Here is a 21,911-nt window from a genome sequence, read left to right as displayed (position 1 = left end):
CATCTTCGGCGGGCGAAGCGATGTGCGTCGCGTGCTGTATGTGGCCGCCCTGGTGGGTACCCGATTCAATCCAGTACTCAAAGCCTTTTATGCCAAGCTCCTGGCCGCCGGCAAGCCCAAGAAGGTCGCCTTGGTGGCCTGCATGCACAAGCTGCTGGTCATCCTGAACGCCATCGCACGTACCAGGTCGCCCTGGAACAACGCTATTGCAGTAACGAATTAATGTCTTCATTCAAGATGGTTGCTGTCGATCAAAGCACTGGTCAATGACACCAGTCAGCCAGCCGAACAGCGCCTGGCATCTATTGGCGATATTGTCACGGATCTAAACCCGCTTTCGAGCACCAGTCATGCCGCAAGCGTGCGAGAAACCCTGACGGATGACCCGCACCGGATACGGGCGCTGCTCAGCAGCCTGCAGGACCTGGACTTCAAGGGACACTCGAACGACAACATCCTGAAATTGCTGATGTCACTCAAGGAAATTTACTCAGGAAAACTGACCGAATTGCCACAGGATCAGGCTTTTCCGGTGGACAAACCATGCTTAGTCATCTGCCAGCCGAATGGGAGGAAAGTATGTCAGGTGTTGAAGAACCGGGTGCAACGATGACCACCTGGCGAACGCGCAGCATTGGTGACCATCATTCGGCCAAGAAGAAGCCTGTTTGGCCATGAGCTGCCCCAAAAGGCGGTTTTGGGGTAGTAGTGACGCTCGTTACTCCGCTGGCCATGGTCAACGTTACTGCAGTCAGCCAGGTCAAGCGTGGATAATACCGATGCGCCATATGATTTAACATAATATACATCGTGGAACATTAAAATAAACCCCCAAAGGTAATCCTTCGAACATTTCTTAAGTAACCAGCGGGCGCTGTGGATCTACGAGCACCGCGGTTACTGCCTTGTCGGCAAGCGCAGGAACTACTACCCGGCGGGTTAACCCCCAGTGCGAGCATGCCTGGTCATGAGTCTGAAGCTATGAGCCTCGGCCTGGATGCGCGCCAGCGCGGAATGCTGGAGGAAATGGGCCTGCGGGTCTGGTGACCCGAAGCCGCAGCTTTGCCGAGTGCCTAGCCAGTCCCGCCGTCAGCCCCTTTACTCTCCTGATTTGATAGCAGCTAACAACCAACTGGTCAGGCCACTGCCCCAGAACCTTTGGGGCATCGGCCGGCCATGCCACCGATCAGCCGCCCGTTCGCCTAGTGGCATCCAGCAGGCTGCTTCGAAATGCCAGCTTGCGCACAATGGCTGAAAACGCCCGGGTCTCCGGCGCCCGGCGAGCCTCGGTCGACCACAGCATGCCCGGTGTGCGCACCGGGGTGGGGCTTTCCAGTCGGACGATCTGCAGACCCGAATTGGCGGGCACCGCACTGGCGGTCGCGATGCACGCCAGAGCCGTCCTGGCCACCACGCCCATCATGGGCGCCAGGGTGTTCATCTCGGCCATCACCTGCGGCTCGGCACCGCAGGCCTGAAAGCATTCGTCAAGCATGTTGCGGGTGGCGAAGGTCGATGGCAGCAGCACCATGGGCAGGTGGTGCAGCTCCACCATGCGCACCCGTTTGCGGCGCGCCAGAGGGTGGTTGCGCGCCACGATCAGCACCATCTCCTCGTTGAAGAGCGGCTCGAACTGCAGCTTGTCCTGATCGGGTGGCCGGTAGGCAATCCCCAGGTCCAGCGAGCCCTGCCGCAGCCGGACACCGATCTGCTCGGCCGATAACTCCTCGACCACCACCTTGACCTGCGGGTGGCGCTGCAGGAAGGTGGCGATGCAATCGGGGATGAAGCCCAGGTTGAAGGTGTGGGTGGAGCCTATGCGCAACTCGCCCGCTGTCTCCGACGAGTTCTGCCTGAGCGCGCCCAGCCCCTGGTCGATCTCGCCCATCGCGCGCGTGGCGTAGTGCAGGAACTCGTCACCGGCCTCGGTCAGCAGTACGCGCTTGCCGACGCGGTCGAACAGCGCCACGCCCACCTCTTCTTCCAGCTGACGGATCTGGTGCGACAAGGTGGATTGCGTCACGTGCACGCGCTCGGCGGCGCGGGTGAAGTTCAGCGAACCGGCCAGGGCAATGAAGTAGCGCAGGTGTCGCAGTTCCACCGTGTGTCTCCTTGAATGATCGATGAGGTCGATGATAACGATGAAAAATGATCATTTCCAAATCTTGTTCGGGCCCACTACAGTTCGCTCCTATTCGGTGGCGGTTATGCAGTAGGTCCGCCACCACCACAAACAGAGGAGTACAAGCGGTGTTCAAAGTCCTCAGCGGCATCAAGGTGCTGGAGCAGGGAACCTTCATCACGGGGCCGGCGGCGGGCATGTTCCTGGCCGACCTCGGTGCCGAGGTCATCAAGATCGAGCAACCGGGTTCGGGCGACCCCTTCCGCGCGTTTCGCAATGGTCTGTACAGCCCCCACTTCCAGACCTACAACCGCAACAAGCGCAGCGTCACGCTCAATCCCAAGCTGCCCGAGGACGCGGCGGTGTTCGACGAGCTGGTCAAGGACGCCGATGTCTACATCCAGAACTTCCGGCCCGGCGCGGCCGAACGCCTGGGTGCCGGCGAGGCACGCTTGCGCGCCCTCAACCCGCGCCTGATCTACTGCGCCATCAGCGGCTTCGGCCAGACCGGCCCGGCCGCTGGCCGGCCGGCCTACGACACCGTGGCCCAGGCCGCCAGCGGCTTCCTCAAGCTGCTGGTCAACCCGGCCAACCCGCGCGTGGTGGGCCCGGCGCTGGCTGACGCGCTGACCGGCTTCTACGCCGCCTACGGCGTGCTGGGCGCGCTGGTCGAGCGCGGCCGCACCGGCCAGGGGCGCAGCGTGGAGGTGTCCATGCTGGAGGCCATGTGCCACTTCAACCTGGACGCCTTCACCCACTACTTTTCCGAGAACGAGATCATGGGGCCCTACAGCCGGCCCAGCGTCTCGCAGTCTTATGTACTTGAATGCGCCGACGGCCTGTGGATTGCGCTGCATATGTCCTCGCCCGAGAAGTTCTGGCAGGGCCTGGCCAACGCCATCGAGCGCCCCGCCCTGTTCGAGGACCCGCGCTTCGCCACCCGCGACAGCCGCATCGCCCACCAGGAGAATCTGATCGCGCTGCTGGGCGACATTTTCCGCCGCCATGACCGCGCCACCTGGTGCCAGCGCCTGCAGGCCCAGGACGTACCTCACGCGCCCATGTACGACACCCGCGAGGCGCTGGAGGACGAGCAGGTGCGCCACCTGCAGCTGGCGGTGGGCACGACGCACCCCATGGGCGGTGAGTGGCGCACCATCCGCTCGCCCGTGAGCTACGACGGCGCGCGCGCCCTGGAGGTGACCGCACCGCCCATGCTGGGCGCGGACAACGGCGACATCGTCGAGCCCATACGGCGGCGGCTGAAGCAGGCGACCTGAACTTTCCCCCCAACCACAACGACGCGGAGACACCCATGAACCCATCGACCGAAGACGAACTGACCCAGGCCGCGCTGGAGCGCCTGAGCGGTGCCGACGACCCCCGCTTCGCGCTGATCATGCGCTCGCTGATCACCCACCTGCACGCCTTCGTCCGCGAGGTGGATCTCAAGCCCGACGAGTGGATGACCGGCATCCAGTTCCTGACCGCCGTGGGCCAGGCCTGCGCCGACAAGCGGCAGGAATTCATCCTGCTGTCCGACACGCTGGGCGCGTCCATGATGGTGGTGATGCTGGACCAGCTGCGTGCGGCCGCGCACGCCAAGGGCAGCCTGCGCATGACGGAGGCCACCGAAGCTACCGTGCAGGGCCCCTACTACTGGGAGGGTGCGCCGCAGGTGCCGCTGGGCGCCGACATTGCGCAGGGCGTCAACGGGGAACCCGCGTTCTACAGCGGCCGCGTCACCGATACCTACGGCCAGCCGCTCACGGGCGCGCTGCTGGACATCTGGTCCGGCGACGGCGACGGCGTGTACGACATGCAGGTCGAGGGCGGCGGGATGGCGGCGCGCGCGCGGATCCAAACCGACGCCGAAGGCCGCTACTGGTTCTGGTCCATCAAGCCCAGCTACTACCCGGTGCCCGTGGACGGGCCGGTGGGCCGCATGCTAGGCGGCATGGGCCGCCATCCCAACCGCCCCGGCCACATCCACATGAAAGTGTCGGCGCCGGGCCACGCGCCGCTCACCACCCACCTGTTCGTGGCCAACAGCCCCTACATTGATTCCGATGCGGTGTTCGGCGTGCGGCCCAGCCTGATCGTCGACTACGACGCCCACCCCGCCGGCCGCGCACCCGATGGCCGCGAGATGGCGCAGCCCTACTGGTCGGCCCACTACGACTTCCGCCTCGAACCCCAAGCCAACTGATCAGGACATCCTCATGAAAATCGGCAAATCCACCGTCCCGCGCACCGCCATCTGCACGTCGGACGAACACACCATCGTCGTGCGCGGGCAGGACCTGTGCCAGGATCTGATCGGGCACCTGTCCTTCACCGACTATTTCTTCCTGCTGCTCACCGGCCGCCGGCCCGACGCGGCCTGCACCGCCGTGCTCAACGCCACGCTGGTGGCCATCGCCGAACACGGCCTGGTGCCCAGCGTGCAGGCCAGCCGCATGACCTATGCCGCAGCGCCCGATTCGCTGCAGGGTGCAGTGGCCGCCGGCATCCTGGGCTGCGGCTCGGTCATCCTAGGCGCATCCGAAACGGCGGGCCGGCTGTTTGCCGACGTGGCCGCCCGCGTGGACGCGGGCGAGCCGCTGGATGCGGTGGCCGCCGAGACCATCCGCACGCTCAAGGCCGAGCGCCGCGCCATCCCGGGCTACGGCCACCCGCTGCACAAGGCCAGCGACCCGCGCGTGGATCGCCTGATCGCCGTGGCCACCCAGGCCGGCGCCGACCTGCGCTACGTACGCATCGCCCAGGCGCTGGAGCGCGCCATTCCCGCCATCGTGGGCAAGGAGCTGCGCATGAACGTCTCGGCCGCCATTCCGGCGGTGCTGCTGGGCGTGGGCTTTCCCGTGACCTCGCTCAGGGGCGTTCCAATCCTGGCGCGCACGGCGGGGCTGATTGCCCATCTGGCCGAGGAGGCCGAGTCGCCCAGCGGCTTCGCGCTGTCCTACCAGGCCACGCGCGAACTGCAGTACGACGGCGACGTGCCCGACGGCTTCGGAGCAGCGGCATGAAGCGGCGCGCTCTGGTTACCGCCGCGCTGCTGGCTGCCGGCAGTGCCCTGGCGCAGATCAACGCCGCGCGCCCGCTGCGGTTGATCGTGCCCTTTGCCGCCGGCACCTCCACCGACGTGGTGGGCCGCTTGCTGGCCGACGCGCTGGGCAAGCAGCTCGCGCAGACGGTGATCGTGGAGAACAAGCCCGGCGCCGGTGGCGCCATCGGCAGTGAGCTGGCGGCCAAGTCCGGCGCGGACGGCCACACGCTGCTGCTGGGCACGGTGGGTACGCACGCCATCAACCCCTCGCTCTACAAGCGCCTGGCCTACCAGCCGCTGCGCGACTTCATGCCGCTGGGATTCGTCGGCGCCACGCCCACCTTGCTGGTGGTGCCCGCGGCCTCGCCCTGGAAATCGGTGACCGACCTCGGGCGGGCCGCAGGCAAGGACGTGAACTTCGCCTCCGCCGGCAACGGCACCTCGGGCCACCTCGCCGGCGAGCTGCTCAGCAACCGCCTGGGCAAGAACTTCGTGCACGTGCCCTACCGCGACGGCGCGCAGGCGCTGACCGAGTTGATGGCTGGCAACGTGCAGTTCATGTTCTACCACCCGGCCGCGGTGCTGCCCCACATCCGCGCGGGCAGGCTGCGCGCGCTGGGCGTTTCCAGCGCCCGGCGCAGCACCGCCGCGCCCGAGGTTCCCACACTGATCGAGCAGGGCGTGGCCGGCTTCGACCTGGTGGCCTGGTTCATGTTGTACGCCCCGGCCGACATGCCAGCCGCGCAGCGTGAGCGCCTGCGCGAGGCCACGCGCCAGGTGCTTGCCCAGCCCGAGGTGCACGACAAGCTCGCGGCCCAAGGCGTAGAGCTGTCCGAGATGGGCGCGGCCGAGATGGCCAGCTTCGGCGCGAGCGAAATCACCAAGTGGGGCGAGGCCGTGAAGCGGTCGGGCGCCCAGGTCGACTGACCCGTTGCCGCAGGATGACCATGAGCGCCACCATGAGTACTGAGCATGAGGCCCTGGACGAGGCGGCCATTGCCCGCCTTTTCACCGAGGCTCGTACCCACGGCCAGTTCGATCCGAGGCCCCTGCCCGTCGCGCTGCTGCAGCGGCTGTACGAATTGGCCAGTCTGGGGCCGACGTCCATGAACTGCCAGCCCGCGCGGTTTGTGTTCGTGACCAGCGAGGCCGGGCGCAAACACCTGCTGCCCCATGTGGCAGCCGGCAATCAGGCGAAGGTGCGTTCGGCGCCGGTGACCGTGATCGTGGCGCGCAACACCCGCTTCTACGAGTGGATGCCCGCGCTCTGGCACGCACCCGAAGCCCGGGAGAACTTCGAGCGCCAGCCCTCGCTAGCGCAGGCGACGTCCGTGCGCAATGCCACCTTGACCGGCGCCTATCTCATCGTCGCGGCCCGTGCGATGGGGCTGGCCTGCGGCCCCATGAGCGGCTTTGACGCCGAGGGGGTCAACCGCAGCTTTTTCAGCGATGGGCGCTGGCAGGTCGACTTCCTGATCAACCTGGGCTACCCCGCCGGACCACCCGGCCGTCCGCGAGGAAGCAGGCTCGGTTTTTCACACGCCTGCGTGATCGCGTAACGCTGCAATGCAGTCCGCGATCTCAAGTCTCGAAAGGGGTATGCCATCGGTTCATTCAACACGATGCGAGTTCAGCTGTAGTTCAACCAAACCTGTTATTGATAAGCGGGCTTCGGTCCACGAGAGGAGACATCACATGCATAACATGCATCACATACACACGGGAATCAAGTTCTTTCTGGGTCTTTTCATGGGACTCTTGTGTGGTCTTGCGGGGGCCCAGAATCCGGATTGGCCGACCAAGCCCATCAAGATCGTGGTCGGGTTTGCCGCCGGCACACCGCCGGACATCTTCGCCCGCCTGTATGGCGACTACGCGTCCAAGAGGCTGGGCGTGCCGGTGGTGATCGACAACAAGCCGGGCGCTGCGGGCAACCTCGCCTCCGACACGGTTGCGAAGGCTGCGCCCGACGGCTACACATTCCTGTACAACCTGTCCACCGCCTTCACCATCAACCCATTCATCTACAGCAAGCTGCCGTTTGATCCCCAGAAGGACCTGGTGCCGGTGGCCACCACCATGCGCCAGGGCCTGGTGCTGATCGCCAAGCCGGGCATAGGTGTCAAGTCGGCCAAGGATCTGGTGGCCACTGCCAAGGCCAAGCCCAACACCATTTCGCACGCGTCCTATGGCGCCGGCAGCCCGTCGCACCTCATCGTTGAGTGGCTGAAGGAAGAAACCGGCATCGAGATGGTCCATGTGCCCTACCGGAGCAGCCCGGTGCCCGATGTGATGGGCGGCCAGATCGACACGGTGATGGAGCCCATCGCCACCGCCTTCCCGCTGATCAGCGGCGGCAAGGTGCAGGCGCTGGCCTACTCGGGTCCCAGCCGTTTCGCCACCTTGCCGGACGTGCCCACGCTGTCCGAGCTGGTGCCCGGCCTCACGATGATGTCCTGGCATGGCATCTGGGCGTCTGCGGCGACCCCGACCGCCATCGTCGACCGCGTCAATGCGGTGTTCGTCGAGGGCAGCAAGGATCCGAACATGCAAAAGCGCATCCGGGAGCTGAACAGTGAGCCCCTGGGCGTGACACGGGCAGAGATGGCTTCACTCGTGCGCCGTGATGCGGACATCTACAGCCGCATCGTCAAGTCCAAGAATATCCGGGTCGATTGACCTCACTGCTGGTTGTCGTTCATGCCGCGAACGCACCACGGGCGCACCACCATGAGGCGCATAAATCCCCAGCAAGCGTTTGCAGCACATTGTTGCCCAGGAGCTGCAAGAGGACTGACTAGCCGTCCCCCGGTACCAGCGCCCGGCGGATCGCATGAGCATGGAGCAAACCAAGCGCTTCACCATTGGCCGGCAGGCCGCTTGCCACGTATGGCCGCTGCGATGGCATCGGCTGAATCCGCCCGGTTGCCGCGTTGGGCGAACTGCAGCGCGGTCAGGCCTTGCTGATTTTTGAGTTGCGGGTCGGCACCTTCCTGCAGCAAAAGCTTGACGGCTGCGGGCGTCCCGTACATCGCAGCCATCATCAGGGGGGTGCTGCCGTTGGGTGATTCGGCGTCAATGTAGGCGCTGTTCTCAAGCAGCAGGCTGATGATGGCCAGGTGCCCGCTGCTGGCGGCGTAATGCAAGGGCGTCCAGCCGGTCTTGTTGATGTCAGCGCCCTTTTTGATCATCTTGGCAGCCAGATCCTGTTGGCCTTTGAGCGCTGCCATCATGAGCGGACTTTCGTCCTTGGCGTTCAGGACATTGACATTGGTCTTGGGCCAGTCAATCAATACCAGTGCGGCTTTGGGCGAAGGCTCGCGAAGCGCGAGGTATAGGCCATGCAGTCCTTTAGGGTCAATGGTATTGGCGTCAAAACCGCGCGCCAGGAGCTCCTTGATCTTGCCAGAGTCATCCTGTTTGATGGCAATGAAAAAATCATCGTACGACCCGGCGAAAGCAACATTAAATCCAATAAAAACAAAAAGGTATATTGCTTTTTTAATGTAGTTTGTGAAGTATTTTCTCATGCAGTCACGCCGGTAAAGAGCTGCTCGAAGTTATGGCTGGTGGCTTCGGCAATGGCCTGCACCGGCTGCTGCTTCAGCTCGGCAATCTGCTGCGCCACAAACGGGACATAAGACGGATTGTTTGTTTTGCCGCGGTAAGGAACCGGTGCGAGGTAGGGGCTGTCGGTCTCGATCAGCAGGCGGTCCAGCGGAACAAACTGGGCAACTTCGCGCAAATCGCCGGCATTCTTGAAGGTCAGGATCCCGGAGAACGAGATATAGAACCCAAGATCGAGCGCTGCACGCGCCACCGCCCGGGTTTCCGTGAAGCAATGAAAAACGCCCGTGGCGCACCCTGCCTGCCCGGCCTGGCCGCCCTCTTCTTTCAGGATGGCTATTGTGTCGTCCGAGGCGCTGCGGGTATGAATGACCAGCGGTTTGCCGGTCTGCCGCGCCGCGCGGATGTGTACCCGGAAGCGCTCGCGCTGCCATTCCATGTCGGCCACGGTGCGCTCCCCCAGCCGGTAATAGTCGAGGCCGGTTTCGCCGATGCCCACCACCTTGGGCAGGGCCGCGCGCTCGAGCAGGTCATCAAGGCTGGGTTCACGCACATCCTCGTTGTCAGGGTGCACGCCCACGGTGGCCCAGAAATTGTCATAGCGGGTGGCCAGCCCATGGACGGTATCGAACTCTTCCAGCGTCGTGCAAATGCACAGCGCCCGGTCGACCCGGGCGTCCTGCATGGCCTGGCGAATCTGCGGCAACTGCGCCTGAAGCTCCGGAAAGCTCAGGTGACAATGAGAATCTGTGAACATTCAGAAAAACCGTTTGATGAAGAGAACAACCTGCAGCGCCAGCAAAACGGGCGCAGGTAGCTATTAAAACTATTAAAAATATGGCGGGCCGCAAGACCCCTGCTTGTTTTTAGAGGTTGAGAACCCCGGCTGGCAGGCGTTTAAATGGTCTGTGTCGGCCTGTCCGAGGCGAGATGGGCGCCCAGGATTTCTTCAATCTTGATCTTGAGCAGGCGCGATTTCTCGTCAGAGGGAAACCGCACACCCACGCCCTGGGTGCGGTTGCCCGCCGCGCGCGCCGGCGTGACCCAGGCCACCTTGCCGGCCACCGGATAGCGCTGGATATCTTCCGGAAGCGTCAGCAGCACATAGACATCATCACCCAGCTTGTACTCGCGCGCCGTGGGAATGAACACGCCACCTTCCTTGAACAGCGGAATGTACGCGGCATAAAGCGCCGCCTTTTCCTTGATGGCCAACTGAACGACGCTGGGGCGGGCCGTGGCTGCTGCAGGGGAACTGGCGGAGGGTGTTGTACTCATGGCGTTAGTGTAGTGTTGCCCGCTTGCAGGCACAAATAAAACCAGTGACCTGTTGTTCAAGGCCCCCGCCTGGTGGGGCGAGCAGGAGGCCAGTTGCCGTTGCCACCTTTGCCGCCCGGCCTGGACTATTTTGAGTTGAGCGCCAGTTGGGCCCGGCTGGCCAGCGACTCCAGCATCAATCCCGGGTTGTAGGGATGCTCCACGGTCCGTGCTGTGACGGCCAGTTCCCTGGACCAGCCGGCCAGCGCATAAAGACCCGGCCCGAGTGCGGGGGTACTGCCCGGTTTGCCGGCAACCGGCTCCGGCAGGTCTTCAGTACTGAAAAATCGCGGAGCTGCACCCATCCGGACAGCCAAAACGTCATGGCAGAGCTTCTGCAAGGCATCCACGACCTGAGCCGGCGACCAGTTCGCCAGCGCGCTGACATCACCGCGAGCCATTGCCCTGGGCAGGCTTTGCCAATGCCGGGCCGCCTCGCCTGGGGCGCCATTCTGCGCCCAGGCCAGGGCATCGGCGGGACGCCCCCCGGCCGCCACCAGCAATGTTTGCAGATCGGCGGCGTCTGGAGACGCGGCCGGCCGGGCCCCTTTCCTGGTACTGCCCTCGCCCTCGCTTGGGCTGGCCGCCTCTTGCTGGAGCCAGGCAGAGGCCTGCGCAAAATCGGGCCAATGCATGCTGTGGCCGAGGCAGCGGCTGCGGATGGTGGGCAGCAGCTGGTGGGCCGCATCGGTTGCAAGAATGAATTTGACGGGCCCGGGTGGTTCTTCCAGCGTTTTGAGCAGGGTGTTGGCCGTGATGTGGTTCATGCGCTCGGCCGGAAATACCAGCACGACTTTGGTCGTGCCGCGCGAACGCGTGAACTGGGTGAAAGACACAGCCTCCCGCGCCGCATCCACCTTGATTTCCCTGCTGGGCTTGCGTTTCTTGCTGTCCAGCTCGTCCTGTGTTTTTTCGTCCAGTGGCCAGCCCAGGGCCAGCGACAGGGTTTCAGGCACCAGCAGGCAGAGGTCGGCGTGGGTATGCACGTCCACCGCGTGGCAGCTACCGCAATGACCGCAAGCGCCCCGTGGGGTGGGTTGCTCGCACAACCAAGCGCGAGCCAGTGCCTGTGCCAGTTCAAACTGGCCCAGCCCTGAGGGGCCGCTGAGCAGCCAGGCGTGGCCGCGCTGGGCCAGCAGGCTCTCCAGCTGGGTCTGCAGCCAGGGCGCCAGAGGTGCTTTTTTGACCACGGTACCTACGGTATTGACAGTATTTGTCTCGCGGATGGCGTCACTGGCGTCGCTCATGCCAGCCATCCCTTGGCAACAAAGACCTGCCGCACCGCCTGCCAGACCACCTCGCGCGGTTGCGAGGCATTTATCCGGGCAAAGCGCTCCGGATGGCCTTGCTGGCGGTCGGAATAGCCTTTCGCCACGCGACGGAAAAACTCCAGCGGTTGGGCTTCAAACTTGTCGGGCACGCGTGCGCTCTGCAGCCGCAGGGCGGCTTCTTCGGGCGGCAGGTCAAACCAGACCGTGAGATGAGGTTCGATGACTGTCTCGACTTCAGGCTTCATGGGAAAGTTGCCGGCCGGATCGCCCAGCAGCCCTTCGTCGGACTGCACCCACTGCTCCAGCGTAGCCAGCACAGCCAGGTCAAAACCACGTCCAGCCCCCTGGTAGGCAAAGGTGGCATCGGTGAAGCGGTCGCACAGCACAACGTCGCCGCGCACCAGTGCCGGCGCGATCACGCGCACGAGGTGGTCGCGCCGGGCCGCAAAAATCAGCAGTGCCTCGGTCAGCGAATCCATGGCGTCGTTCAGTACCAGGGCGCGCAGCTTTTCGGCCAGCGGGGTCCCCCCCGGCTCACGCGTCAGGGTCACGGCCCGGCCCTGCGCCCTGAAAGCGTCAGCCAGTCCTGCAATATGCGTGGACTTGCCCGCACCGTCGATGCCTTCAAAGCTGATGAACAGGCCGTGCATGTTTATTGACCCCGGATATATTTATTGACGGCACGGTTGTGCTCGTCCAGGCTGGCGCTGAATTGGCTGCTGCCGTCGCCCCGGGCAACAAAATAAATCGCCTGGGTCGCCGCCGGGTGCACTGCGGCCAGCAAGGCGGCTTTGCCAGGCATGGCGATTGGCGTGGGAGGCAAGCCAGCCCGGGTATAGGTGTTGTAAGGGCCATCCGTCAGCAGGTCGCGCTTGCGCAGGTTGCCGTCAAATTGCGGGCCCAGGCCATAAATTACGGTGGGATCGGTCTGCAGCATCATGCCCAGGCGCAGGCGGTTGGTGAAGACGCCGCCAATCTGGGGACGATCGGAAGGTTTGCCGGTTTCTTTCTCCACAATGCTTGCCAGGATCAAGGCCTCCGCCGGTGTTTTGAGTGGCGTGTCCGGGTTGCGTTGGGCCCAGGCGGCCTCCAGCCGTTTATCCATCGCGCGGGCGGCGCGCTTGAGCACGGACAAGTCGCTGGCCCCCTTGGCATAGGTATAGGTGTCCGGAAAAAACCGGCCTTCCGGGTGCAGGCCCGGCCGGCCCAGCTGTTCCATGATGGCTTCCGGGCCAACCCCGAGCGTATCGGGCGCCAGATTCTCTGCTTTTTGCAGCGCTGTACGAACCTGGGCGAAAGTCCAGCCTTCGACCAGCGTGACGCTTTTGAGCGTTTCCTCGCCGCGCACCAGCATGCTCAGCAATCGGCGAGGTGTGGTACCCGGCACCAGCTCATAGCTGCCGGCCTTGATCTGCCGGGCCTGCCCCGAGAAACGGAACCACGCATGCAGCAGCACCACAGGCACCTGGGCGCCGCTGTCCGCTACCACCTGCGCAACACCACTGGCGGGCGTGCCCGGCTCGATTTCGAGGTCCAGCACCTGGGTGCCGGGGACAAGCCGCAACGGAATCGGTTCATGCAGCCACCACAAAGCCGCACCAAACAACAGCAGGGCGCCGGCAAATACCAACATCAGCAAACTTGTAAAGACACGACGCACAACCCGGCTACCTTTTCCACACTGGGACCCAAGAACACAGGGCTATGATAATTCAGGCCATCCCCACAACCACTCCAACAGCCCCCATGACCCTGCCCTCAACTGCCACCGAAATTTCCGCGTCTGTCTCAGGAGTGGCCGACCTGGCGCACCTGGGAGTGATTCGTGTGGCTGGCGAAGATACCGTGAAGTTCCTGCAGGGCCAGGTGACTCAGGACGTGGCCCTGCTGAGCCTCTCAGAGGCCCGACTGGGCGCCTTTTGCAATGCGAAAGGCCGCATGCAGGCCAGCTTTGTGATTTTCAAACGCAGCCCCGAGGAGGTCCTGCTGGTGTGTAGCCGCGACATTTTGCCGGCCACGCTCAAGCGCCTGTCAATGTTCGTCCTGCGCGCCAAGGCCAGGCTCAGCGATGCCACCGCCGAGTTCGCCTTGTATGGCGTGGCGGGAAATGCCATTGAATTGATCATTGGCGGCAACCGCCCTGTCTGGACAAAGTCCGATATTGGCGATGCCAGCCTGGTGTTTTTACACCCCGGTGCCGGCCAGCCGCGCGCCCTCAGGTGCGCGCCTGCCGGTTCGCCCCGCCCCGAGGGCTCACCCCTGGACATTGCACGCTGGAACTGGCTGGAGGTGCAGTCCGGTATTGCCATGATCACCCAGCCGATTTTTGAGGCCTTTGTACCGCAAATGCTCAACTACGAATCCGTGGGCGGCGTGAACTTCAAGAAAGGCTGCTACCCCGGGCAGGAGATCGTGGCACGCAGCCAGTTTCGCGGCACGCTGAAAAGGCGGGCCTACCTGGCACATACCGCGGGCGTACCGGCAGTCGGACAAGAGGTGTTTCACGCCTCGGACGCCGAACAACCCTGCGGTCTGGTGGCCGCCTCCGCAGCCAACCCCTCGGGCGGTTTTGATGCCATTGTGTCAATGCAGACGTCAGCCGCCGCCGATGCGGGTGAGGGGCGCCTCACGCTGGGAAGTGCCGCGGGTGCGCCGCTGGCACTGCTGCCACTGCCCTACCCGCTGCTCGAAGATATCTGAATTGATCCTCGCGATTTGCCGGGAAATTTAAAGGTTTTTTACCGTGTGCCTGATCGCATTTGCCATCAACGCCTCTGCCCGCTGGCCGCTGGTGATCGCTGCCAACCGCGATGAGTATCTGGACCGTCCGAGCCTGCCGCTGGCCCGCTGGACAAATGCTTCCGGACAGGAAATCATTTCGGGCCGCGACCTGCATGCCGGTGGAACCTGGCTGGGCATGACATCCGACGGGCGGATGGCGTTTCTGACCAATGTACGCGAAGGTCGTCCGCAAGCCGCACCGCGCTCCAGGGGTGAGCTGGTGATGCGCTGGCTGGAAACGGACTGCGAGGCCGGCGACTTTATCAATGAGCTGGAAAAAGACGGTGCAGCCTACGGCGGATTCAATCTTGTGCTGGGTGATTTTCAGCGGGATGCGTGGACCTGGGTGACCAACAAGGCTGCTGCATTCCGGACCATGGCCAATTCGCGCTGGCATGCCCAGCCGCTGCAAGCGGGCGTTTATGGTCTCTCGAATGCGGCACTGGACACGCCATGGCCAAAAACTGTAGAGCTGAAGCAGACCCTGGCCACAGCCCTGGCGGCCAGCTCCGATGCGCATCAGCCGGAAGCACTGCTGGCGCCACTGTGGGCGGCCCTGGGCAATCGCCAGCGCGCCCCTCTTGCCAGCCTTCCTGCAACCGGCGTGCCATTGCCCATTGAGGAGGCCTTGTCCAGCGCCTTTGTGGATTTTCCCGAAAACGCTTATGGCACACGCTCCAGCACCGTGTTGCTCGCCAGCGCCGCTGACCATGGCAAAGGCAAGGGCGAAAAGCGCTGGGACCTGCAGGTGGAGGAACGAACGCATGCCCGGGCAGACGCGCAAGCCACGACCATTGCATCCAGGCGCCCCGCCGGCCATTCGCTGGCCAGCAGCTACCGGATGACCTGGTTGCAGGCGGGTGTTTAGAGACTAAAAGAAAGAGAGACTAGAGACGGGGAAGATAGGCCGCGGGGATTCTTTGCCGGACCGCTTCCCTCACATTGCCCGGTGCGGCCTCAAGGGCGGCCCGGTAAGACGCCAGCGCCCTGGTCTCTTCCTTTTTCTGCGCAGCGTAGAAATCGCCCAGCTTGAGCAGTCCATCAATCTGCTGGTCGGGCCAACCCTGGTCTCGCAATTCCATGGCCTGGGGATGCGCCGGTTATCTTCCGTTTGGTCCTTGTCATGGGCGGAGCTGATCGGAGCTGGGCGGAGTTGGTAGTTGTGGTCGAAGGCGGAAAACCATCCAGACAAAACGCTGCTGATTTGCTGGCGATTTGTGGATGATTTACCAGACCCGAATCAAAGCATCCTGACCATTTCAAGGTGTGCAATGCCCACCTCTTCGAAGGGCTCCCCACGCGGCGCAAAGCCCAGGCGCCGGTAAAAACCTTCGGCACTGCGCTGGGCGTGCAGCACGATTTCGGTATCACCCCGGCTTTTGGCGGCGTCCATCAGCGCGCGAAGAATCTCTTGCCCAATATGCGAACCCCGCAGCACCCGGTGAACCGCCATGCGGCCTATCTTGCCCACGCCGTTCGCATGCCTGATCAGCCGCCCCGTGGCGACGCCCTGCCCCATTCCGTTGTAGGCCACTGCATGCACGGCCGTGCCGTCGGCCTCGTCCCATTCCATCTCTGGCGCAATGCCCTGCTCCTGCACAAACACGGCGGTCCGCAGTTTGGCGGCGTCCGTGCCCAGAGCGGCCCAGTCGCCTACGCGGACGTCAATCATGGCCTCGCCAGCCTCAAAGCGGCTCAGCAGGGAGCGAAGTGCATCCGGTACCGGTTTGGATGTTTGCGATGCGGGGTCTGCAAACACATAAATCAGCTCGCTGGTGACGAGCACTTCGTCTCCCCGGAAAATCGCGCCGGAAAAAGTCATGGACGAATTGCCAACGCGCGCGCATTTGAGTGCCACTTCCAGCGTGTCGTCAAAGCGCGCCGACCCGTGGTATTCGACGCTGGATTTTTTGACATAGAGATCGCCGCCGAGCTGCTGCATGGCCTCTTCGTAAGGCAGGGCCAGCGCTCGCCAGTAGTCAGAAATCGCCGTATCGAAATACATCAGGTAATGCGCGTTGAACACGATTTTCTGCATGTCCACTTCCACCCAGCGCACACGCAGGCGGTGAAAGAAACGAAAGTCTTGACGTTTCATACTCGTTTCATGTCCAAAAATTCCGGTTAAGAAACCTGCCCAAAAGCACGCCGGATGGCCTGCACCGCATCGGCATGCGCCTGCCGGGCCTCGGGAATGACTCGCCCCATCTTGATGAACTCATGCGTGACGCCGCGGTAGATCTCCAGGTCCACCGGCACGCCGGCCATGCGCAGCCTGTCGGCGTACATCACGCCTTCATCGACCAGGGGGTCGCATTCGGCGAGCCCGACCCAGGCGGGCGCCACGCCATCCACGTCGGGGGTGTTCAATGGCGCAAAGCGCCAGTCGTCGCGGTCGGCGGGGCTTCGCACGTATTGGTTGAAAAACCAGGTGATATGGGGTTCTTCCAGCACAAAGCCTTGCGCAAACTTGTGGTGCGAGGGGGTGTCCTGATGGGCGGCGCAGCCCGGGTAAAACAGCAGTTGCAGGGCCAGAGGCAGACCCGCATCCCGCGCGAGTACGGCGCACATGGTGGCCAGGGTACCGCCGGCGCTGTCACCACCCACGGCAATGCGCGAGTGGTCAATGCCTTTGCGGGCGCCATGGGTGGCAATCCAGTGGAATGCATCCCAGGCATCGTCGCTGGCAACCGGAAACCTGTGCTCCGGCGCCAGACGGTAATCAACCGAAATTACCGCGCAGCCCGCAAGATGGCTGAGCTGGCGACACAGCACGTCGTGCGTGGCAATCCCGCCGATGGTGAACCCACCGCCGTGAAAGTACACCAGCACCGGCAGCAGATCGCTGGAAGGCGCATACAGGCGCGCTGCAATCGCGTGGCCATCGCGGGCAGGCAAGGCGAAATCCTCCACCCGCATCAGCCGGGGTGCGGGGATCTCCAGCACACCGGCGCCCGCGGCATAGGCCGCCCGCGCCTGCTGGGGCGTGAGTGTGTGAAATGGCGGATGGCCGGCCCGGGCCATGCGGCGCAGCACGTCCCGCATGGCGGGGGTCAGCAGGGTGTGGGGGTCAGCCGAATGCCGCATTATTTGAAAGACACCCAGACAGGTTGCGCACCCGGCAAGCCCCGGTAAGTTACCGTGGCTTTCAGGCCCGGTTTAGGCGGCAGCAGCGGCGAAAACGAGCCCAGGCTGATCAGCTCGCCGGGCTTCATCGCCAGGCCCTCTTTGGCCAAGGCGCCCGCCAGCCAGACCACGGCGTTGAGCGGATGCTCCAGAACGTCTGCCCCGACGCCTTTGCCAAGCTCGGCGCCGTTATCGTCAGTCAGCACCACCGTCATGTCACGTAAGGCATCCAGCATTGCATAACGCTCGGCGCGCGTCACCGGCACGGCAAGCGGTGTACCTGCCACGCCCAGCCGGGCCCCGACATTGATGGCGCTGATCGCCGGCCCATTCAGTTTGGGCGGCGCCTGGACCACCAGATCGGGCAATTCGATAAAAGGGATGACCTGGTCGATGGCCTGCAGCACATCCATAGGCGTTCTGGCCTGGTTAATGGCTGCACTTTTGACCCGCACCAGCATGTCCGCCTCAAACAGGGGGCGGGCGCCAAACGCAGCCTCCACCTGGGAGCCACTGGGCAACAGCATGCCCTGATACAGCTTGCCCCAGACGGGCTGGTCATGGTTGAAGCGTTTTTGGACCGCCGGATTCGTTAGACCGGCCTTGTACCCAATGACCTTTCCGTAGCGTTTTTCAAGCAGCGCATTGAGCTTGGCGCGGCTGCATGCACCGTCGGCCTCATTCAGGCCCTCCGGGGTGGCGGCCGGGGTTTTCGCGGCGATTTTTTCCGCCATGTCGCCTACCTGGGCATCGCTCAGGCACTCGGCTCCGGCAGTAAGGCCGACGATCATCAGGGTGGCCGCGATCAGGGTTTGCTTGCAACTCATGTGTGCCTCCAGCCAGTAAAGTAGCGTTAATCAAGTAACGTTAAACCAGTTTGCAAAATCACTCCCGCATCGTACAACGCAGAAAGACAGTAAAACATGGCCTTCATTTACTACGTTACCCAGATCCAGTTTGAATTTGGCGCGGTCAAACTGCTCAAGCAGGAGTGCGAGCGCGTGGGCATCACCCGGCCCTTGATCGTGACTGACCCGGGTGTCAAGGCGGCCGGCATTTTGCAAAAAGCGCTTGATGCCCTGCCCGGCATCACTGTCACGGTATTCGACCAGACGCCCTCCAACCCCACCGAAGCGGCGGTGCGCGCGGCAGCCGCGCTCTACAAGGCCGGCGGCTGCGATGGCCTGATCGCCGTGGGCGGCGGCTCGGCCATTGACTGCGCCAAGGGCGTGGCGATTGCGGCCACGCACGAGGGCCCCTTGACCACTTACGCCACCATCGAAGGCGGTTCCCCGAAGATTTCGGATCGCGTCGCTCCGCTGATCGCCGTGCCCACCACCAGCGGCACCGGTAGCGAGGTGGCACGCGGCGCGATCATCATCGTCGACGATCACCGCAAGCTCGGTTTTCACTCCTGGCACCTGGTGCCCAAGACAGCCATTTGCGACCCCGAACTCACGCTGGGCCTGCCGGCCATGCTGACCGCCGCCACCGGCATGGACGCGATTGCGCACTGCATGGAAACCTTCATGTCTCCGGCTTTCAATCCACCGGCCGACGGCATCGGGCTGGACGGCCTGGAGCGGGGCTGGTCGCATATCGAGCGTGCCACGCGCGACGGCAGCGACCGCGAGGCGCGCCTGAACCTCATGAGCGCCTCCATGCAAGGGGCAATGGCTTTTCAGAAAGGCCTGGGCTGCGTCCATTCCCTCAGCCACAGCCTGGGCGGCGTCGACCCGCGGCTGCACCATGGCACGCTCAACGCCATGTTCCTGCCGGCGGTGGTGCGTTTCAATGCCAGCGCCGAGTCAGTCCAAAAGGAGCACCGGCTGGACCGCATGGCCCGCGCCATGGGCTTGCGGTCTGGCGGTGACATTCCCGACGCCATCAAGGACATGAATGCCCGCCTCGGCCTGCCCACAGGCCTCGCCACCATGGGTGTGCAGCGCGACTGGTTTGACCGCATCATCGCGGGCGCGCTGGCCGATCACTGCCACAAGACAAACCCGCGCCTGGCCAGTGCCGAGGAATACCGGGAGATGCTGGAAACATCGCTTTAGCGCATGACACCGGCGCCACGGTCAGCGCCCTGCGGCCAGCACCTGCCAGCATCTGGATGAATGGCCGCTCAGGCGGTCTTTCCGGATTCCGAATCGGATTCCGATTCCGACTCAATGAGCCGCAGCATGAATGCTTCGCATTGCGCAATTTGGTCGAGGGTGGCAAATTCGTTCGGACGATGGGCCTGCTCGATATCGCCGGGGCCGCAAATCACCGTGGGTATGCCGGCCTGCTGGAACAACCCGCCCTCGGTGCCGTACGAAACTGYGCCATTCGGTTTGTTGCGTGCCAGGGAGGCGGCCAGCTTGACGATGGCATCGCTTTCTTGCGTGCTCATGCCAGGCGCGGAAGCCAGCATTTCGAACTGGATGGCGGCATTCGGCTCGACCCGCTTCATTTCCGGCAACAGGGTCGCCGCGAAGTCCTGAATTTCCCGGTACAGCCGGTCCGCGGAGGCGCCCGGCATGGTACGCGCCTCGAACTGAAACTCGCAATCCCTGGGCACAATGTTCGATGCCAGCCCGCCCTTGATGGTGCCGGTTTGCAGCGTGGTGAACGGCACGGTGAACGAGTAATCACGACTCTCGAGCTGGGCCAGCCGGTCCGCCATCTGGCGAATATAGACAATGATGCGGGCGGCATATTCAATCGAATTGACGCCCTGCGTGGTGTAGCTGGAGTGCGCTTCGCGGCCCGTGATGCAGCAGCGAAAGCGGTGCGTTCCCTTGTGTGCAATGATCGGCTGCATTAATGTGGGTTCGCCGACGATGCAACCGGCGGTCTTCAGGTCCATCTCCATCAAATCCTTGATCAGGCTGCGCACGCCGATACAGCCCACCTCCTCGTCATAAGACAGGGCCAGGTGCAGTGGCGCATCCGCTTTGGCGGCAAGGAATTTCGGCGCCACGACCAGCGCAGCGGCTATATAGCTTTTCATGTCGGCGACGCCGCGGCCGAACAGCTTGTCGCCGATCAGGGTTGCCTGGAATGGATCGGTGTCCCAGGCCTGGCCATCGACCGGCACCACGTCGGTATGCCCGGACAGCACCAGACCCGGCCGACTGCCCTCGCCCAGCGTGGCAAACAGATTGGCCTTTTTGCCGGTCGCGTCGTAGGTCAGCCGTGACTTGACGCCCATCTGCGCAAGGTAATCGCGGGTCCACTCAATCAGCCCAAGATTCGAATCGCGCGACACGGTCGGAAATGCGATCAGGCGTTCAATCATCGCCATCAGTTCAGCGGATGGCCGTTTTTCACTGGTCGTCGTATCGGTTGGGGTGCTCATGATCGATGCCTTCAAAAGGAAATATACGGGCGGACAACCCCATGGGGAATGCTGGTCGGGAGTCAGGAGTCAGGAGTCAGGAGTCAGGAGTCAGGAGTCAGGAGTGTCAGCGCTAATCCGGACGGCCTCGGCGCCTGCCCCGCTACGGACATGATACCCATCGGGGCTTGAAATACAGAATCCCGCTGGCAGCAAGCGGCGATGAACAGCGGAGCCGGGTTCAATACAGCAGGCCGACGAAGATTAAAGGCTGCTGACCAGCGTCATGTCCGGCCGCACCAGCCAGGCCTGCCACTCATCCGCCAGTTGCTGGCTCGCTGCAGTCGCCCTGCTCCACGCCTTCATCCTCGCCTGAAGATCGGCGCCATAGTGCAGGAAGTCTGTCCGGTCGGGGAGTTTTCCGTTGGGCAGCGTTTTGATCCACTGCGGGTCGGGCGCAAGCAGCACCATGTTGTCAAGAAAATGCGTGGCCTTGTGCCGCCACTTCAGGCCCTTGTCGAGCCAGCCCGGCACCACGGCTTTCTGGAAGTGGGGGTAGAGCACCAGACCGGTTTTTTCGGCCCTCCCAGAATACAATCGACCTGTAGCCCCTGTTGTATCTGGACCATCAGCTATCAAATCAGAAGCATAGTTCAGGTGCAAATGGTAGTCCGTGATGCCGCCGTCCCAATAAGCGCCAGGCGGCGCACCGGGAATGTTGTGGACCGAATTGAGCATGAAGGGGATGGAGCAACTGGCCTGCAGCGCCGGCTTGAAGTTCGCTTCATTGAGCGCTACCTGGCGTGTCCGGTAGTCGCTGGTGGCAAATGGCAAGGGCGCTCCCTGGCTGGAAAACACCACCCGCTCCAGCCATGCGCCCATGGCCTTGCGATGCACGGTGTTGGTCACGAAGGCGCCCAGATAACCGAGCGGGGTGCGCAAGTGGTGCTCACGCCCGAGCAGGTGGCGGCCGCGCGACGTCACGATGTGCAGCTTGTAGCGCGGGTGCTGCAGCACCTCCTGCAATCGGCCACCGTAGAAGTCCTCGAGGCTCTGGCCAAACTGCTCGCTGACAAGCTGCGCACTGGGGCGCTTTTGGCCCGGCTGCACCTCAAAGTGCTGCCGGATGTAGCCGCTCTCCAGGCGCTGGAAGGCTTGCACCGGATCATTCAGACATGCGGTCGCCATGCGCCACGCGCCTATCGAGGCACCCACCAGATGCACCGGCTGCGAGCTGGAGGCCAGCCAGTCGCCAAAAATAAAACGATCCAGCGGCCCGAGCACCAAGCCCTTCGGCCCGCCGGCCGCAGCGGGCACCACCCGCACGTCCTGCGGGCGCAGGCCGTGTTGCTC

At 63.5% G+C, this 21,911-nt stretch carries 23 protein-coding genes and 1 pseudogene; 11 read left to right on the top strand and 13 right to left on the bottom strand.

Annotated features, from left to right (window positions below; genetic code table 11):
• Nucleotides 1-223: pseudogene (locus AC1DUB_RS27215) on the top strand (IS110 family transposase); the annotation flags it as partial.
• Nucleotides 224-241: 18 nt separating this feature from the next.
• A complete protein-coding gene (locus AC1DUB_RS27210; RefSeq protein WP_477732211.1) occupies nt 242-613 on the top strand; it encodes a hypothetical protein in 372 nt (123 codons plus the stop codon).
• A gap of 573 nt (nt 614-1,186) precedes the next feature.
• Here the strand turns inward: AC1DUB_RS27210 and AC1DUB_RS27205 are convergent.
• Nucleotides 1,187-2,101 carry a LysR substrate-binding domain-containing protein gene (locus AC1DUB_RS27205; protein WP_477718204.1) on the bottom strand — a complete coding sequence of 305 codons (915 nt, stop codon included), beginning with the start codon at nt 2,099-2,101 and terminating at the stop codon, nt 1,187-1,189.
• Nucleotides 2,102-2,250: 149 nt separating this feature from the next.
• On the opposite strand from AC1DUB_RS27205, the gene AC1DUB_RS27200 reads away from it, so the two are divergent.
• The 6 genes from AC1DUB_RS27200 (at nt 2,251) to AC1DUB_RS27175 (ending at nt 7,850) form a co-directional block, all read left to right on the top strand.
• Nucleotides 2,251-3,402: a CaiB/BaiF CoA transferase family protein gene (locus AC1DUB_RS27200; RefSeq protein ID WP_477732210.1), complete on the top strand. Its 1,152-nt coding sequence runs from the start codon at nt 2,251-2,253 to the stop codon at nt 3,400-3,402.
• A 35-nt stretch (nt 3,403-3,437) separates the two neighbouring features.
• The gene (locus AC1DUB_RS27195; RefSeq protein WP_477732209.1) at nt 3,438-4,331 is read left to right on the top strand and encodes a dioxygenase family protein; all 894 of its coding nucleotides are present in this window, start codon (nt 3,438-3,440) and stop codon (nt 4,329-4,331) included.
• A gap of 13 nt (nt 4,332-4,344) precedes the next feature.
• Nucleotides 4,345-5,151 carry a citryl-CoA lyase gene (locus AC1DUB_RS27190; protein ID WP_477732208.1) on the top strand — a complete coding sequence of 269 codons (807 nt, stop codon included), beginning with the start codon at nt 4,345-4,347 and terminating at the stop codon, nt 5,149-5,151.
• Nucleotides 5,148-6,098, top strand: coding sequence for a Bug family tripartite tricarboxylate transporter substrate binding protein (locus AC1DUB_RS27185; protein WP_477718200.1), 951 nt, complete (start codon nt 5,148-5,150; stop codon nt 6,096-6,098). The genes AC1DUB_RS27190 and AC1DUB_RS27185 overlap by 4 nt, the downstream gene beginning before the upstream one ends.
• A 32-nt stretch (nt 6,099-6,130) precedes the next feature.
• Entirely contained in the window at nt 6,131-6,730 is a 600-nt protein-coding gene (locus tag AC1DUB_RS27180; RefSeq protein WP_477732207.1) for a malonic semialdehyde reductase, read from the top strand.
• Nucleotides 6,731-6,866: 136 nt separating this feature from the next.
• Nucleotides 6,867-7,850 (top strand): Bug family tripartite tricarboxylate transporter substrate binding protein, encoded by a 984-nt coding sequence (locus tag AC1DUB_RS27175; RefSeq protein WP_477718198.1) that lies wholly within the window; start codon nt 6,867-6,869, stop codon nt 7,848-7,850.
• A gap of 179 nt (nt 7,851-8,029) precedes the next feature.
• On the opposite strand, the gene AC1DUB_RS27170 is transcribed toward AC1DUB_RS27175, so the two are convergent.
• From AC1DUB_RS27170 to mltG, 6 genes are all read right to left on the bottom strand, one after another.
• The gene (locus tag AC1DUB_RS27170; protein ID WP_477732206.1) at nt 8,030-8,701 is read right to left on the bottom strand and encodes an ankyrin repeat domain-containing protein; all 672 of its coding nucleotides are present in this window, start codon (nt 8,699-8,701) and stop codon (nt 8,030-8,032) included.
• Nucleotides 8,698-9,495, bottom strand: a complete 798-nt coding sequence (locus AC1DUB_RS27165) for a TatD family hydrolase (protein ID WP_477732205.1) — start codon at nt 9,493-9,495, stop codon at nt 8,698-8,700. The genes AC1DUB_RS27170 and AC1DUB_RS27165 overlap by 4 nt, the downstream gene beginning before the upstream one ends.
• A gap of 140 nt (nt 9,496-9,635) precedes the next feature.
• Entirely contained in the window at nt 9,636-10,016 is a 381-nt protein-coding gene (locus tag AC1DUB_RS27160) for a PilZ domain-containing protein (protein WP_477718195.1), read from the bottom strand.
• 125 nt (nt 10,017-10,141) lie between these two features.
• On the bottom strand, nt 10,142-11,302 hold the full coding sequence (locus AC1DUB_RS27155; protein WP_477732204.1) for a DNA polymerase III subunit delta': 1,161 nt from the start codon (nt 11,300-11,302) through the stop codon (nt 10,142-10,144).
• Nucleotides 11,299-11,976 (bottom strand): dTMP kinase, encoded by a 678-nt coding sequence (gene tmk, locus AC1DUB_RS27150; RefSeq protein WP_477732203.1) that lies wholly within the window; start codon nt 11,974-11,976, stop codon nt 11,299-11,301. Before tmk ends, AC1DUB_RS27155 begins: the two co-directional genes overlap by 4 nt.
• 2 nt (nt 11,977-11,978) lie before the next feature.
• Entirely contained in the window at nt 11,979-12,986 is a 1,008-nt protein-coding gene (gene mltG, locus AC1DUB_RS27145; RefSeq protein WP_477732202.1) for an endolytic transglycosylase MltG, read from the bottom strand.
• 86 nt (nt 12,987-13,072) lie between these two features.
• Here mltG and ygfZ point away from each other — a divergent pair, with 86 nt between their 5' ends.
• Nucleotides 13,073-14,026, top strand: a complete 954-nt coding sequence (gene ygfZ / locus AC1DUB_RS27140) for a CAF17-like 4Fe-4S cluster assembly/insertion protein YgfZ (RefSeq protein WP_477732201.1) — start codon at nt 13,073-13,075, stop codon at nt 14,024-14,026.
• A 43-nt stretch (nt 14,027-14,069) separates the two neighbouring features.
• On the top strand, nt 14,070-14,975 hold the full coding sequence (locus AC1DUB_RS27135) for an NRDE family protein (protein WP_477732200.1): 906 nt from the start codon (nt 14,070-14,072) through the stop codon (nt 14,973-14,975).
• Between the two features lie 19 nt (nt 14,976-14,994).
• On the opposite strand, the gene AC1DUB_RS27130 is transcribed toward AC1DUB_RS27135, so the two are convergent.
• The 4 genes from AC1DUB_RS27130 to AC1DUB_RS27115 all read right to left on the bottom strand — a co-directional run bounded on the left by AC1DUB_RS27130 (nt 14,995) and on the right by AC1DUB_RS27115 (nt 18,060).
• Complete coding sequence (locus tag AC1DUB_RS27130; protein WP_477732199.1) at nt 14,995-15,189, bottom strand: hypothetical protein; 195 nt, start codon at nt 15,187-15,189, stop codon at nt 14,995-14,997.
• A gap of 158 nt (nt 15,190-15,347) precedes the next feature.
• Entirely contained in the window at nt 15,348-16,205 is an 858-nt protein-coding gene (locus AC1DUB_RS27125) for a YbgC/FadM family acyl-CoA thioesterase (protein ID WP_477732198.1), read from the bottom strand.
• 26 nt (nt 16,206-16,231) lie between these two features.
• On the bottom strand, nt 16,232-17,194 hold the full coding sequence (locus tag AC1DUB_RS27120; protein ID WP_477732197.1) for an alpha/beta hydrolase: 963 nt from the start codon (nt 17,192-17,194) through the stop codon (nt 16,232-16,234).
• Complete coding sequence (locus AC1DUB_RS27115) at nt 17,194-18,060, bottom strand: 2-keto-4-pentenoate hydratase (RefSeq protein WP_477718186.1); 867 nt, start codon at nt 18,058-18,060, stop codon at nt 17,194-17,196. Before AC1DUB_RS27115 ends, AC1DUB_RS27120 begins: the two co-directional genes overlap by 1 nt.
• A 96-nt stretch (nt 18,061-18,156) precedes the next feature.
• On the opposite strand from AC1DUB_RS27115, the gene AC1DUB_RS27110 reads away from it, so the two are divergent.
• Nucleotides 18,157-19,293 carry an iron-containing alcohol dehydrogenase gene (locus tag AC1DUB_RS27110; RefSeq protein ID WP_477732196.1) on the top strand — a complete coding sequence of 379 codons (1,137 nt, stop codon included), beginning with the start codon at nt 18,157-18,159 and terminating at the stop codon, nt 19,291-19,293.
• Between the two features lie 68 nt (nt 19,294-19,361).
• On the opposite strand, the gene argE is transcribed toward AC1DUB_RS27110, so the two are convergent.
• Nucleotides 19,362-20,579 carry an acetylornithine deacetylase gene (gene argE / locus AC1DUB_RS27105; protein WP_477732195.1) on the bottom strand — a complete coding sequence of 406 codons (1,218 nt, stop codon included), beginning with the start codon at nt 20,577-20,579 and terminating at the stop codon, nt 19,362-19,364.
• 243 nt (nt 20,580-20,822) lie between these two features.
• The coding region (locus AC1DUB_RS27100; RefSeq protein ID WP_477732194.1) for a patatin-like phospholipase family protein at nt 20,823-21,911 on the bottom strand (1,089 nt) is incomplete at its 5' end.

This window comes from Polaromonas sp. P4_F9, assembly GCF_056401235.1.
This window is presented reverse-complemented; position numbering and strand designations above follow the sequence as displayed.

Coding starts and splice junctions, on each gene's coding strand:
- AC1DUB_RS27195 (WP_477732209.1), top strand. CDS start 3,438: ATGAACCCATCGACCGAAGACGAACTGACCCAGGCCGCGCTGGAGCGC.
- AC1DUB_RS27190 (WP_477732208.1), top strand. CDS start 4,345: ATGAAAATCGGCAAATCCACCGTCCCGCGCACCGCCATCTGCACGTCG.
- AC1DUB_RS27185 (WP_477718200.1), top strand. CDS start 5,148: ATGAAGCGGCGCGCTCTGGTTACCGCCGCGCTGCTGGCTGCCGGCAGT.
- AC1DUB_RS27180 (WP_477732207.1), top strand. CDS start 6,131: ATGAGTACTGAGCATGAGGCCCTGGACGAGGCGGCCATTGCCCGCCTT.
- AC1DUB_RS27175 (WP_477718198.1), top strand. CDS start 6,867: ATGCATAACATGCATCACATACACACGGGAATCAAGTTCTTTCTGGGT.
- AC1DUB_RS27170 (WP_477732206.1), bottom strand. CDS start 8,701: ATGAGAAAATACTTCACAAACTACATTAAAAAAGCAATATACCTTTTT.
- AC1DUB_RS27165 (WP_477732205.1), bottom strand. CDS start 9,495: ATGTTCACAGATTCTCATTGTCACCTGAGCTTTCCGGAGCTTCAGGCG.
- AC1DUB_RS27160 (WP_477718195.1), bottom strand. CDS start 10,016: ATGAGTACAACACCCTCCGCCAGTTCCCCTGCAGCAGCCACGGCCCGC.
- AC1DUB_RS27155 (WP_477732204.1), bottom strand. CDS start 11,302: ATGAGCGACGCCAGTGACGCCATCCGCGAGACAAATACTGTCAATACC.
- tmk (WP_477732203.1), bottom strand. CDS start 11,976: ATGCACGGCCTGTTCATCAGCTTTGAAGGCATCGACGGTGCGGGCAAG.
- ygfZ (WP_477732201.1), top strand. CDS start 13,073: ATGACCCTGCCCTCAACTGCCACCGAAATTTCCGCGTCTGTCTCAGGA.
- AC1DUB_RS27130 (WP_477732199.1), bottom strand. CDS start 15,189: ATGGAATTGCGAGACCAGGGTTGGCCCGACCAGCAGATTGATGGACTG.
- AC1DUB_RS27125 (WP_477732198.1), bottom strand. CDS start 16,205: ATGAAACGTCAAGACTTTCGTTTCTTTCACCGCCTGCGTGTGCGCTGG.
- AC1DUB_RS27120 (WP_477732197.1), bottom strand. CDS start 17,194: ATGCGGCATTCGGCTGACCCCCACACCCTGCTGACCCCCGCCATGCGG.
- AC1DUB_RS27115 (WP_477718186.1), bottom strand. CDS start 18,060: ATGAGTTGCAAGCAAACCCTGATCGCGGCCACCCTGATGATCGTCGGC.
- AC1DUB_RS27110 (WP_477732196.1), top strand. CDS start 18,157: ATGGCCTTCATTTACTACGTTACCCAGATCCAGTTTGAATTTGGCGCG.